This is a genomic window from Rhizobium sp. USDA 3886 (assembly GCF_056279785.1).
Genome location: NZ_JBWCDC010000003.1, coordinates 2,202,914 through 2,215,997, shown reverse-complemented (window position 1 = coordinate 2,215,997; position 13,084 = coordinate 2,202,914). Strand labels below are relative to the sequence as shown.

The 13,084-nt window shown below is 57.5% G+C and carries 13 protein-coding genes and 1 pseudogene; 11 read left to right on the top strand and 3 right to left on the bottom strand.

The window, feature by feature from the left end; genetic code table 11:
* Positions 1-4: 4 nt before the first annotated feature.
* Positions 5-901, bottom strand: a complete 897-nt coding sequence (locus tag ACZ9BX_RS33575; RefSeq protein WP_476222669.1) for a LysR family transcriptional regulator — start codon at positions 899-901, stop codon at positions 5-7.
* A 153-nt stretch (positions 902-1,054) separates the two neighbouring features.
* Between ACZ9BX_RS33575 and ACZ9BX_RS33570 the strand changes: the two genes are divergently transcribed.
* The 4 genes and pseudogenes from ACZ9BX_RS33570 to ACZ9BX_RS33555 all read left to right on the top strand — a co-directional run bounded on the left by ACZ9BX_RS33570 (position 1,055) and on the right by ACZ9BX_RS33555 (position 4,944).
* Complete coding sequence (locus ACZ9BX_RS33570; RefSeq protein ID WP_476222668.1) at positions 1,055-1,714, top strand: hydrolase; 660 nt, start codon at positions 1,055-1,057, stop codon at positions 1,712-1,714.
* A gap of 182 nt (positions 1,715-1,896) precedes the next feature.
* Positions 1,897-2,927 (top strand): annotated as a pseudogene (locus tag ACZ9BX_RS33565) (LLM class flavin-dependent oxidoreductase).
* A 41-nt stretch (positions 2,928-2,968) separates the two neighbouring features.
* A complete protein-coding gene (locus ACZ9BX_RS33560; RefSeq protein ID WP_476222666.1) occupies positions 2,969-3,844 on the top strand; it encodes a LysR family transcriptional regulator in 876 nt (291 codons plus the stop codon).
* A gap of 164 nt (positions 3,845-4,008) precedes the next feature.
* Positions 4,009-4,944: a pirin family protein gene (locus ACZ9BX_RS33555; protein ID WP_476222664.1), complete on the top strand. Its 936-nt coding sequence runs from the start codon at positions 4,009-4,011 to the stop codon at positions 4,942-4,944.
* Between the two features lie 567 nt (positions 4,945-5,511).
* Here the strand turns inward: ACZ9BX_RS33555 and ACZ9BX_RS33550 are convergent.
* Positions 5,512-6,126: a TetR/AcrR family transcriptional regulator gene (locus ACZ9BX_RS33550; protein ID WP_476222663.1), complete on the bottom strand. Its 615-nt coding sequence runs from the start codon at positions 6,124-6,126 to the stop codon at positions 5,512-5,514.
* 104 nt (positions 6,127-6,230) lie between these two features.
* Here ACZ9BX_RS33550 and ACZ9BX_RS33545 point away from each other — a divergent pair, with 104 nt between their 5' ends.
* From ACZ9BX_RS33545 to ACZ9BX_RS33515, 7 genes are all read left to right on the top strand, one after another.
* Positions 6,231-6,557, top strand: coding sequence for a hypothetical protein (locus ACZ9BX_RS33545; protein ID WP_476222661.1), 327 nt, complete (start codon positions 6,231-6,233; stop codon positions 6,555-6,557).
* Between the two features lie 58 nt (positions 6,558-6,615).
* Positions 6,616-7,092, top strand: coding sequence for a DUF2867 domain-containing protein (locus ACZ9BX_RS33540; RefSeq protein ID WP_476222659.1), 477 nt, complete (start codon positions 6,616-6,618; stop codon positions 7,090-7,092).
* A gap of 125 nt (positions 7,093-7,217) precedes the next feature.
* The gene (locus tag ACZ9BX_RS33535) at positions 7,218-7,640 is read left to right on the top strand and encodes a GFA family protein (RefSeq protein WP_476222657.1); all 423 of its coding nucleotides are present in this window, start codon (positions 7,218-7,220) and stop codon (positions 7,638-7,640) included.
* Between the two features lie 277 nt (positions 7,641-7,917).
* Positions 7,918-8,169, top strand: a complete 252-nt coding sequence (locus ACZ9BX_RS33530) for an AbrB/MazE/SpoVT family DNA-binding domain-containing protein (RefSeq protein ID WP_476222655.1) — start codon at positions 7,918-7,920, stop codon at positions 8,167-8,169.
* Positions 8,166-8,564, top strand: a complete 399-nt coding sequence (locus ACZ9BX_RS33525) for a type II toxin-antitoxin system VapC family toxin (protein ID WP_476222654.1) — start codon at positions 8,166-8,168, stop codon at positions 8,562-8,564. The genes ACZ9BX_RS33530 and ACZ9BX_RS33525 overlap by 4 nt, the downstream gene beginning before the upstream one ends.
* A gap of 511 nt (positions 8,565-9,075) precedes the next feature.
* On the top strand, positions 9,076-10,308 hold the full coding sequence (locus tag ACZ9BX_RS33520; protein WP_476222653.1) for an HlyD family secretion protein: 1,233 nt from the start codon (positions 9,076-9,078) through the stop codon (positions 10,306-10,308).
* Entirely contained in the window at positions 10,290-12,284 is a 1,995-nt protein-coding gene (locus tag ACZ9BX_RS33515; protein WP_476222652.1) for a glycosyltransferase family 2 protein, read from the top strand. Before ACZ9BX_RS33520 ends, ACZ9BX_RS33515 begins: the two co-directional genes overlap by 19 nt.
* A gap of 150 nt (positions 12,285-12,434) precedes the next feature.
* Here ACZ9BX_RS33515 and ACZ9BX_RS33510 read toward each other — a convergent pair whose 3' ends face one another.
* Positions 12,435-12,920, bottom strand: a complete 486-nt coding sequence (locus ACZ9BX_RS33510) for an Lrp/AsnC family transcriptional regulator (protein WP_476222650.1) — start codon at positions 12,918-12,920, stop codon at positions 12,435-12,437.
* Between the last annotated feature and the right edge of the window lie 164 nt (positions 12,921-13,084).

Sequence of the window (13,084 nt, the reverse complement as noted above, 5' to 3'; positions counted from 1 at the left end):
CGATTTACATCCGCGCCGTCTTCGGCAATGCCGGGCCATGGTCGAAGCACTCGATCAGCATTTCGGTCAGCACCCGGACTTTTCTTGCAGGATGCTGCCCGGGCGGTCTGACGACATATATCCCGATCGGGGTTGGTGGATGGCGTTTCATGACCGGAACCAACTCGCCTGAGGCCAGATAATCTTTTATAAGCTCGTCAGGGAGCGCGGCGATACCCAAGCCGGCTACTGCGGCGACAGCGAGAGCGACCCCGTTGTCGGCCTTGAAGCGTCCCTGCGGGCGAACGGTTATCACCTTGTCTCCATCCATCACTTGCCAGGTTTCCGTTCCCTGCATGAGAGCCTGATGGGTCACAAGCTCGTCCGGTGTCTCCGGAGAGCCATGGGCTTTGATGTAGCCCGGGCTTGCGACGAAATTCCCGTAGAGGGGACCGACGCGTCTTGCGATCAGGCTTGAGTCCTGAAGAGTGCCGACCCTGATCGCACAATCATATCCTTCTGCGATGAGGTCCACGAAGCGATCACTGTAACAGGTCTGGATCTGGAGATGAGGATGGCGACGCGCCATTTGTGCAAGTACTTTCGCGAAATGCGTCGGCCCGAAGGAAAGCGGCGCGGCTACACGCAAGCGACCGCGAAGCTCACCAGCCGGCAGGATGGTCTCCCTCGCCACATCTATCTCGGCGGAAACCCTGGCTGCGTAGTCCCGGAAGGTTGCGCCTGCCTCTGTTAGAGAAGCCCCGCGTGTGGATCGGGCTAGGAGCTGGACACCAAGCTCCGCTTCAAGCCGCACAAGCCGTCGGCTGACCATCGACTTGGAGATGCCAAGCCGCAGCGCGGCCGAGGTGACGCCTCCCGCATCAGCAACTTCGACGAATGTCCGGAGATCTTCGATATCCACTCAGTGTTCCTCATTCTGCGACACAGCTTAGCACAGGCAAGGACTACCGCATCACAAACAGGAATGACAAGTTTCGTCCCGCGGCAGCGCCTCGGAGGGCGCATGTCTTTTGAGCAAACGCGCTTCAATAAACCGCCAACATAGGATGAAACCATGACCTTTCGTAACGGCCTTGACTCACTTCTCCGCCCCGAAGATTCCGTCCTCGTTCTGATCGACCATCAACCTTATCAGCTCGCGAACCTGAACAGCCATGATCCTCATATGGTGGTCAACAACACGACCGCGCTGGCGAAGCTGGCAAAAGCCTTCAATGTTCCGACCATTCTCACCAGCGTGATCGCGGCGCGCGGTGGACTTCTCTTTAAGCAGATCACCGACGTGTTCCCTGGCCAGGAAGTCATCGATCGCACCTGGGTGAACACCTGGCAGGACGAGAATGTGGTGAACGTCGTCAAGGCGACCGGCCGCAAGCAGCTGATCATCGCCGGCCTGTGGACCGAGGTCTGCGTCGCAATGCCTGCCATCCAGGCCGCCGGCGAAGGCTGGGACGTGACCGTGATCACCGACGCGTCGGGCGGGATTTCGAAGGAGTCTCATGAAGTTGCCATCCAGCGAATGATCGCGGCCGGCGCGAACGTGATGACCGTGATGGCGCTCGCTGGCGAATGGCAACGCGATTGGGCGCGCACCGAGCATGTCGAGGAGCTGACCGAGATTCTCATCCAGCACTTCGGCGGCAGCGGCATCGCGTATCTTTGGGAGCAGCAACTTCTCAACACGCCGGTGCCGAGCACCCAAAGCGGGCACTAAAAAACCTAACGGGGATGACGGGTTTCTCGATGAACGTGTCGCAAGAGCCCGGACGGTGCGTTGTACCTCGTCGTCCCTTTTTCATGACAGGTCGAAGTATCTGAAGCACCGGCTTGATTGTGCGCATGATGCATTTCCAGCGTCAGTCGCCGGCGTAGACTGACAAATATCCAAGGACCAAAATGGAAATCGGTATCGACAGTTTTGCAGCCATCCTCCCGGATCCGACCACAGGCAGGCTTCCTTCGGCGACCGAGCGTATGGCCGAACTCATCGAGGAGGTCGTCGTCGCGGACCGCGTCGGGCTCGATGTCTTTGGCATGGGCGAGCATCATCGCGGCGAGTTTCTCGATTCTGCCCCGACTGTCATTCTGGCCGCGGCAGCGGCCCGGACGAGCCGGATCAGATTGACGAGCGCGGTGACCGTTCTGAGTGCCGCCGACCCGGTGCGGGTTTTTCAGGAGTTCGCAACTCTCGATCTGATTTCCAAAGGTCGTGCGGAAGTCGTTGCCGGCCGAGGTTCCTTCGTCGAGGCCTATCCGCTATTCGGCCTCGACATGCGGGACTATGACGACCTTTTTGCTGAAAAGCTTGACCTGTTTCTCAAGCTTGGCGAGGCGACCAATATTGCATGGGAAGGTCGCTTCCGTCCGGCCCTCAAAGGGCAAGGTGTTTTTCCGCGTCCCATCAACCACAGCTACCATTATGGATTGGGGTCGGCGGCACGCCGCAATCCTTCGCTCGTGCCGGTGCGCTTGGCCTTCCGCTGATGATCGCAATCATCGGCGGGAGCTTCGAGCGCTTCCGCCCGCTTGTCGATCTCTATCGCGAAGCTGGCAGTCGCGCGGGACATAGCCCCGAGACGCTTAAGGTCGGCGTCCACGCGATGGGATTCTTGGGCGAGACCAGCGCCGCAGCGAAGGACGCCTTCTTTCCGGGATGGGCGCATCTGACGACGAAGATCGGTCGCGAACGCGGCTGGTCACCGCCGACGCGCCAGCAGTTCGAAGGCATGACAGGTCCGGAGGGCGCATTCCTGGTCGGTGACCCGAAGACGGTCGCAGCCAAGATGCTGCAGGCCAGTGAGACGCTTGGCGGCGTTTCGCGCATCACCTTCCAGATGAGCACAGCCTCTCTCGACACGGCAGCGATGAAGACATCGATCGAACTTCTCGGCACTGAAGTCGCGCCAATCGTGAGGGCAGCGCGATAGGCATGGATGCCAGGCTGTATCGCAAAAGCGGGGAACGCCAATTGGACATCGAGGATCTGCGGACATTTGTCGAAGTTGCCGATGCCGGGGGCGTTTCTCGCGCGGCACGTCGACTGGGGATCTCTAAGTCAATGGTCAGTCGGCGCCTCATCCGGCTTGAGGAAGCGCTCGGTATCCAGCTTCTTGCACGAACGACCCGTGGCGCCGGTCTCACGGAAGCCGGGACCACGTTTCGAGAACATGCCGCCAGGATTTGTGCCGAGATCGACCTTGCGCGGGAAACGATCTTGCCTGCCGGTGATCTTCGCGGGCGCTTGCGGGTGGCCGTCCCGCTAACATCGGGCCCGATACACTTCGCACCCGTGCTTGCGGAGATGGCGCGCCACCACCCGCAGCTTCAGATCCATGCCGAGTATGCCGATCGGTTCGTCGATCTGATTGCGGACGGGTTCGATTGCGCGATCCGGGTCGGCGCCCTGCGCGACTCGAACTTGATTGCAAGGCGCGTTGGTCAGATCTACGGCAAGCTGGTGGCGAGCCCGGACTATATCAGGATACATGGTTCACCTGAAAAGCCGGATGAAATCGCCGCTCATCAAGCCCTCGTGGGCGCCGAAACGTGGCGTTTCATGGATGGCGACAAGATCATCACTGTGCAGCCGCAGGGGCGCTTCAGTTCCGACAATGGCGCGGCGCTCGCCAGCGCGGCCGCAGCAGGGCTTGGTATAGCGTGGCTTCCCGATTGCGTTACCCATGAATATCTTGCGTCCGGCGCGCTCGTTCCAGTCATGACCCGTTTTCCGCTACCGGTCGGTGGGGTCTACGTCGTGCGGCCACCCAGCCCGCACCCGGCGCGAAAGGTGCGTATCCTCTCCGAGTTCCTGATCGAATCGTTCGAAAGAAATCCGCATTTGTAGGATCTGCGTGTTGACGCATGGACTGCGTTCCACTTTTTGCGACACAGCTCACCGCGCCGCGCAACTAGTCTTGGGGGCGCTCACCCGTTAGTCACTTGGGGCCATGCAGCGACCCCTGCGCTCTACGCAGGCAGGAGATCGCCAAACGGATGAGGTGAAGGCGCATGAGTTGGAACCCTGCAATCGAACCAGGCTGTCCTGACGAGGTCGGCATCGACGCGATCGAGACCCTAATCGTTCCTCGGGCCCGTGACCTTGGCGGCTTCGAGGTTCGGCGCGCCCTGCCGGCGCCGAAGCGGCAGATGGTGGGACCATTCATTTTCTTCGACCAGGCTGGCCCGGCCGAGCTGTTGACCGGCCAGGGCATCGATGTTCGGCCGCACCCCCATATCGGTCTTGGCACGGTCACCTATCTGTATCGCGGTGACTTTCACCACCGTGACAGCACCGGGGCTGACCAGATCATCCGTCCCGGTGAGTTGAACTGGATGGTCGCAGGGCGAGGTGTTTCTCATTCCGAGCGGACATCCGCAGCGGCGCGGACAGGGCCGAACGGCTTGTTCGGGATCCAGACCTGGCTGGCTTTGCCGGAAAGCCACGAAGACATCGCGGCGATGTTCGAACACCACGGCAAGGAGACGCTGCCGATGATAGAGGACCATGGTGTGTCGGTGAGGCTCATTCTCGGGAACGCCTATGGCAAGTTCGCTCCCGCGACCATGTTTTCCGAAACATTCTATGCTGATGTTAAGCTTGAAGCAGGCGCTCGCCTGCCGATGCCGGACAATCATGAGGACCGGGGCATCTACATTGTCGAAGGCTCGATCTCAATCGCTGGCCGGGAGTTCGAAGCACCCCAGATGATGGTGTTTCGTCCTGGCGACAGGATCACGGTCGCAGCCGGGGAAAAAGGCGCGCGGCTGATGATCCTGGGCGGTGCGACGCTAGCTGGACCCCGATATATCTGGTGGAACTTCGTTGCCTCGTCGCAGGAACGTATCGAAGCCGCAAAGGCCGAGTGGCGCGCTGAAAACTGGGGCAAGGGTCGCTTCGATCTTCGGGTCGACGACCGGGATGAGCACATCCCGCTTCCAGAGTGATGATAAATTGCAGAAGATTGCCTAACCCGTTACCGAGTGCATCGATGTTGCAGATGCCTATTTTGGCGGGACGGTCGTGATTGATCTCGATGGTTTGAGTACAATGCGGCCAGCCGTAGAGGAAGAGTGGTCCTTGTATTCGGCGAAGCGGTATGAGCGCCGATGCGCCGCAAAGCTTGAGAGGTTGAGCCCTCGGTTGGCGCGCAGAATTAGGGTGCCATGTTTACGCAGCGCTACGAAAAAGGCCGATGCGGTTCTCGGCAACCAGAAGCTTGAGTAAGGGGTTCGGGGTGCTCGGAGATCGCAAGTTAAGATTAAATCCTGCCCCCGCAACCAGGCTACAGCACGCCACAGCGCGCTGTGCTGATTGGACTACGATCCGCAGCCGACGGACCTTGAGCGAGCGATGGAACGGCCTGCTCCCCGTTTCCTGGACATCGAGATAAGGTGCTTCTTCCCGAAACCGGAGAGCGTGAATCCAAAGACGGAAGTTCAACTGCGTATACAAGCTTGAAGCGGTGAAGTTGATCAGAGAGCGCGGCGTCAATCTGAACATCGTCTTGATCCTCATCTTCTGAATAGCTCGCAGATATCGGCGATGGCGGTCGATGTGACGGATGAAAAAACGGGGTTCATCGCAATCGGCTGGCCCAGATAGGCCCAATAAAGGAAGGATGCCCGATAGGCCGCCTTTTCGCTTTCCACCCCGGATTCCACCAGCAACCTTGCGATATAGGCCACCCGGTCGGCATCGACGGAGGCAACGACCGCCGCAACTTCATCACTATCTATGGCCCAGGCACGCACAGCCTTGTCCAGTGATCTTATTGATCGACCGTTCCCCCGATCGCCGGCAAATGCACTGCTCACCAACGATTTCAGGCGGTCCGGCTCATTGAGATCAGCCTCCAGTTCCCGGATGACCCGCTGCGTTGTCCAGTCTCTCCAATGCTCCAGGAGTTGTGTCCGGAAATCGGCGACGTCCCGAAAATGCCAATAAAAGCTGCCGCGGGAAACGTTCAGCCCCTCCGCCATGGCGCCGATTTTCAGGGCATTGGGGCCGCGCTCGGCAAGGGTGCGCAGGCCATGGTCGATCCAGTCGGACTTCGCAAGACGATCATTCATGGGCCGACCATACACAGGTGTATTGACTCTTGGCAACAAGCGTTTCATCTTGACCATACAGATATGTATGGAGAAGGTTCGAGATGATGGATTTGCATGGCGCAGCCCTGATAGCAGCCGGGGTCATCGGCGGCGGAACAGCGGTGCCTCACGGTATTCTCATGCAGAAGCTGATCATCACCCGCATTGACGCGCTTATTGCCACCGAAGTGGCACCGCCGGCACCGATGCGGAGGCTGATACCGCTGCTGCTGCATTTCACCACGTTCAACTGGTTGCTTAGCGGCGTTGCTTTGATCGCGGCTGTCGTTTGGTACGGACGTGAGGCGCAACTTGCAGCCAGTTTTTTCGCGGGCAGCTCATTTCTCTTTGGCGCTCTCGGCGCCCTATGGGGGGTGCGCCGTCTTCATCCAAGCTGGATTCTGATGAGCGTCGCATTCGCTCTGGTCGTCTGGGGAAACATGCCGGCGACCGGTTCTGCCAACTGAATGCCTTCAGACGCAGCCGCCACTCGACGCAATGCAAGCAGATCGAAAGGAGCATTCCGTGCGGCCATTTCCTATATCCATCCCCGAGGGCTGCGGACAGATCCTGCCATCCGCCGATTTCTGCGACGCTTTTGCCATCGAGGTGATCGATACGACGATGAGCGCGCCTCAGGCAGCACAGCTGGCATTCAGTCAGCCGCCGGGCTGGATCGCGAAACTTCTGGCCCTTCGCAATCTCGTCGTCGCTCCCTTTGGGTTGAAGTCCGGCGACGAGCTGGACTTGTCGACCCAGCACAGAGGTCTTCCAGTCTTTTCATCGTCTCCCGAGCGCATCGTTCTTGGCCTTGACGACAGGCACCTCAACTTTCGGCTCATTGTCGACGTCGCAGATTTGAACGACGCCACGCTCCGGGTTACCGCCACGACGCTGGTTCAGCGAAACAACCTGCTCGGCCGCGTTTATCTCGCAGCCGTCCTGCCGTTACACAAAATCCTCGTTCCCGCACTCCTGTCGCGCCTCCTCAGGCCTGTTTGACTGATCGATACGGACGCAACTTGCCGTCTGTTTCGCAAAGCCGGGCGGGAACCATTTTTATGACAGCGTGGACGTGCCCATGTTCACGAACGATATTACACCTGAGCAAGCAAATGAGGTGAAGCATGACGAGCAAACCGATAACAGGGCGGTGTTTTTGCGGAGCGGCCCAGTTCGAAGTATCCAGCGCACCGATCCTCAAACGCGCCTGCTGGTGCAGGGACTGCCAATACCTCTCCTGTGGCAATGCTTCCATCAATGTCGTCTTCGCCAGCGGAGATATTGCCATCAAAGGCGAGCTTGCAGAATACGCAAGCGTCGCTGACAGCGGCCAGATTATCCGACGCCGCTTTTGCCCGACCTGCGGAACCCAGATGTTCAGCGAAGCCATGTCTCAGCCGGGCTATATTGTGGTTCGCGTGGGCACATTCGATCAGCCGAACATCGCGGAGCCGACGAGTGTGATCTGGACGGCATCAGCTCCAGACTGGGCCTGGATTAATCCTCATATTCCTCGCTTCGAAAAGCACGTTGAGGCCGTTCCGTAATAGCTTTCTCATGCGGGCTCTTGGCTCTTGGCCGCACGTCAGCCCCGTCAAGCATCTGTTCCCTTTTGAGGGGAGGGGAACGGCGAGCGCGAACATCAACGCTGTTCCCCTCAGAGGCAAAGCCAGCCGATTGGAATACCTGGAGGATCATTTCATCTGCGATCCGTTCCATGCAACACGGCCCAATTCAGCCCAACACGATCGAATCTTCGATTCAGCTTATTTGTAATGAAAATTTCAATTACCATATAAGCGTATTAACGAAAGGGGACGCCCCATGACTTCACTAGCGGTAACGATGAAAGGGCAGGTCACGCTAAAGCGGGATTTGCTGCAGCACCTCGGCATCAAGCCGGGCGAACGGATCGACATTGACAAGCTGCCGGGCGGTGAGCTTCGGGTGAAGGCGGCGCGGCCAACTGGCACTATTGATAATTTCATTGGTCGGCATGCGGGCAAGGTTAAAAAACCGATGACGATTGAAGAAATGAACGAGATTGCCGCCTCTGGTTGGGCGGGTGAGCAATGAAAATTTCTGTCGATACAAACGTGTTGGCTCGAGCCGTTTTGCAGGACGACGCAAAGCGAGGCCGCGCCGCAAGTAAGCTCCTGAAAGAGGCTTCGCTGATCGCGGTTTCCTTGCCTTGCTTGTGTGAACTGGTCTGGATACTGCGCAGGGGCGCGAAGCTCCCGAAAGAAGATGTAGCCGTGACGATCCGTGATTTGCTGGATGCTGGAAATGTCGTGATGAACCGTCCCGCTGTCGAGGCCGGGCTTGCGATCCTCGAAGCTGGCGGCGATTTTGCGGATGGCATCATGGCCTATGAGGGCAATTGGTTGGGTGGCGAAACCTTCGTCTCGTTCGACAAACAAGCGATCGAACTGATAACGCAACAAGGGCAGACGGCACAGCTCTTGTTCTGACTGATTGCCTTATCCCGGCTCCCTATGGCCTAAATCGCAGCGGGCCGACTTGGCCTATCTGGCAACGTCACAATGACTGTCGACAGGTGCTGTTCCTGTTTTGCTAAGTGAGGCCTCCAGCGGGCTGAAATATCGCGACACCCACTGCTTCAACCGCCACGAGGCTGCAGTCCGGAAAGCGGAAAAGCCCAAATCGCAGATTTGCTCGTTTTGAGCTGCTCTTGATCCTACTGGGACGACTTGGGCTAAAAAGGAACCACGGAACGACCGGCAACTTCGCCAAAAGAAGCGTCGACGCTCCAATCATGATACAAGACGAGCCTCCCGCCATAGAAGACAGCTGGTCCAAAGGTTAGCCATATCCAACATTTTACTGCACGCATTGCGCGCAGCCAGCTCCTCGCTCTTGCCGGTGGCTCTGACAAGCCTAGATCACCACAAGATTGGGTTGCATTGGCATCGCGTTAACCCCGCACGAATGCCTTGCAGTTGATAATTTTCGGAAACGCTAATGATTTGGAATCACCGCATCACCCGTATTCTGGTCGGCATATCACTCCTCGCGCTTGTGATCGTTCTTATGCTGCCCAGCCTCACTGGCTTCACAAGCCTCGACGGTACGGTGAATGCGCGATTTGCGATCGTGAACGCTCCGATCGACGGCGAGGTCGCAGAAACGCCCCCCAAAGTTGGTGCGCGCGTGTTGGCAGGAGAGCCGCTCGCCTTAATTCGCAATGCCCGCGTGAACCGCGCAATACTGACTTCGCTGCAGGCCGACCACATGACTGCCGTCGAACATGCTGCGGCGCTGAAGCGGGAACGCGATGAGCTCGTACGGCTTCGTGATCAGCTGGCTGCACGCATGGAAGTCTTTACACGGACAACCATTGCCGACTTGGAGCGACAAGTTGAGATTCTAAACAAGCGGGTCAAGGTTTCCGAGGCGCAGGACAATGTCGCGCAAGTCGACTTTGACCGGCGGCTGGCGCTCGAAGCGAAGGGTATCCTCTCGACCAAGATGGTCGAGTCCGCCCGAGCGGCCTGGGAAGCCACGGGGGGCGAACTCGAAATCAGTGGCTTGACCGTTGCCCAGCTCGAACAAAAGCTGGAGGCGGTTCGCCAAGGAGTTTTCGTTCTCGGTGACGGCCAGAACGATGTGCCCTATTCCCGCCAGCGGCAGGATGAGGTGATTGTTCGTATCAACGATCTCAACACGCGCATCGCCGAAAACGAAACACGGGCCGCACAGGTGCAAAAGCAGCTGATTGAGGAGGAAAACCGCGTCCGCAGTCTCACTTCGGCATCCGTTCCATCGCCTTTCGATGGAGTCGTATGGAGTAGCAACGTCGTCAACGGCTCGAACGTCATTCTCAATAACGAGCTGATGCGTATCCTCGACTGCAGCGATCTTTTCGTCGATATCCTGGTTCCGGAGGTCGATTACCAAGAGATTTATCCTGGCCTTGCTGCAGAGGTGCGCTTGTTAGGCGCTGGCGACGTCTTCAAAGGCGTGGTCCTGTCGGTAAGAGGTAGCGCCGCGGTCGCCGAGAAGGATACGCTGGCAGCAAATCAGCCCGAAACAGCCAAACGCAACGATCGAATCCGCGTGGGCATGACTCCTTCCGCTCTCAACACGGACTTTGCGAACTTTTGCCAGGTGGGGCGTTCTGTTCAGGTGCGCCTGCCCAAACCTAACATCCGCATATGGAACTGGGTGGAAGGCCTGTGGTTCAGTATCTCATAGCACTGGCGCCGACGTTTTTGGTCTTGGCGTTCTTTTTGCTTGGGCCTTTCAACTGGTCGCGTAACCATAGCTGGACCCGCGCAATCACATGCGCTGTCGTTGGCGCCATTGCATTGCGCTATATACTCTGGCGGTTATTCGAGACGGTACTTCCTTATCCCAACGATGGCCCCAACTTCTACTGGGTCTGGTTTCTGTTCATCGTAGAAATTCTCGCGTTCTTCGAAGTCGTCCTCTTCCTGGTCTTGATGAGTCGATACGTGGACCGGAGCGCAGAAGCGGACAGGCTCGCGCGAGACTTCTTTAGAGGTGACGAGGAACAATTACCCACGGTGGATGTGTTCATTCCTACCTACAACGAGCCGCTCGACGTCCTGGAAAGGACGATTATAGGGGCGCTTGCGCTCGATTATCCGCAACACAAGCTGAAAGTCTATGTGCTCGACGATCAGCGTCGTGATTGGCTTAAGGCGTACTGCAAGGAGAGGGGAGCAATCCACGTCACACGGCCCGACAACAGCCATGCCAAAGCCGGAAACATGAACAACGGTCTGAAGGTCAGCTCCGGCGACTTCATCGCGATATTCGATGCTGACTTCGTGCCCTATCGTCACTTCCTGCGCCGCACGCTTCCCTTCTTTTCCGATGGAACCATCGGCATCGTTCAAACGCCGCAGCATTTCTTCAATAGCGATCCGGTGCAGTCAAATCTCGGTCTCGAAAATATCTGGCCGGACGAGCAGCGTTTGTTTTTTGACGAAATTGCACCGAGCCGAGATATCTGGGACGTCAGTTTCTGCTGCGGCTCATGCTCGATCGCGCGACGCAAGGCGATCGACGCGATTGGGGGTTTTCCGACAGAATCCATCACAGAGGATTTGTTGACCACCCTTTCCATGCTCAACAAGGGTTACAAGACCCGTTACCTGAATGAGCGCCTGTCGATGGGATTGGCCGCTGAGAATTTGACTGGCTATTTCGTACAGCGCGAGCGCTGGTGTCGGGGGGGAATTCAAACACTCTATCTTCACAACGGCCCACTGCGCGGCCCTGGTCTCTCACTTTTTCAACGCATCATGTTCCTTCCGCTGTCGTGGTTGGTGCAGTATCTGGTGCGCTTTACGATATTGATCATTCCGATCATATATCTCTGGTTCGGCTTGCTTCCGCTCTACTTCACCAACGCTGCGGATTATATCTCCAATCAGGTACCGTTGCTGACGGCCTATTTCCTCTTGATGCTCTGGATAACACCGACGCGGTATTTGCCCGTCGTATCGAGTGCCGTCGGAGCCTTTGCGACGTTTCGGATGTTACCAACCGTTATTTCCAGTGTGGTGCGTCCCTTCGGCAAACCGTTTAGGGTGACCCCGAAGGGCAGCGGCAACGAGGCGATCGGAGTTGATGGATACAGCTTTGCCTGGATAGCAGTGTTGATCTTGGCGACGGCCATCGGTCTTGTCATCAATATTGTGCCTGAGACCTCCCATGTCGAGGCGCAATTCTCGCCGATTGCGGCTTGTTGGTCGGGCATCAACATTGTCGTTCTCGCTATCGCGTCCTTGATCTGCTTTGAAAAACCGCGACGGCTCTTCAATGCGTTCAAACTTGATGAAGAGGTTCACGTCGACGGCGTTCCCGGCCGCATGGTCAGTCTGGCGCTCGACAAGGCAGTCGTTGCCGTGCCGACAAAGACGCGCTTTGCATCTGCCGATGTCACGCTGTCGCTCGAGGGTTTTTCACCCTTCAAAACGGAACTAAGGATGGTCACTCAAAGACGAAGGAGCGTTGCTCGCCATGGCGACAAGGAGGCCTTCTACCTGCACCTCCATTTCGATCTTAGCGGGTCGGCCCGCGATAAGATGATCGTCAAGCTTTATACCGGGCGTTACTCTCAGGACGTTCGTGACATTGACAAAGTCGCTGTCTCGATCAACCTACTGCTTCGGACATTCGGTCGAACCCGGACCCTTTGAGCGAGGCGTTCTCGTCCCGGCGCATATCAAAATTTCGTAGGACCAGACAACGAGCACTGGTTTGGCCCTAGTGCGACCGCCCGCAATCTTTGGGCGGTCTTTATACATGGTCTCGGCCAAGGTATTCGAGCGTGTGCCTCTCTGGCCGTCCTATCTGCTGGGATCATCGCAAGCGCTCAGCGGAACCAACAGACCCAGCTTGACGTCCCTTAACACTACATTGGTATGCATGCGCCGGATCTGCGGGTTTTCCTTCATGATCAGGGCCGCGATATCGTCGTAATGTTCGACATCGCGGGCCGTGACAATGGCGATCAGGTCCACCGCTCCGGTCACATAGTAAACCTGCTGGACGTGATCCTGCTTTTCCGCCCAAAGGCGGAACTTCGCGAGCGCATCGTAGTTGTCACGCTCGATCTCCAATCCGGCGATGAACACCATCGGCGTGCCCGTCGCCTTGCGATCGACGACGGCTACTTCCGCCTTGATGATGCCGTCCTCGCGTAGGCGTTTCAGCCGCCTCTGCACCGCCGAGGTCGAAAGCCCGACCTTTTCGGCGATGGTTTCCGCCGTCAGCTGACAATTGCGCTGAATGATGTCGAGAATATCGCGATCAAAGGCATCCAGTCTTTCCATCCCTGTTCCTCCATTTCGGCGGCGAAATTACCCGGCGATACCGGCGTTCTGTCATATTAAATGCATCAGAAATAGATTTCTGCATTATATATGCAAAACAATCATAATTTGCGCGTAAAAACCGCATCTATCCGCGATATTCTCCGAACATTATTTGGACCGGT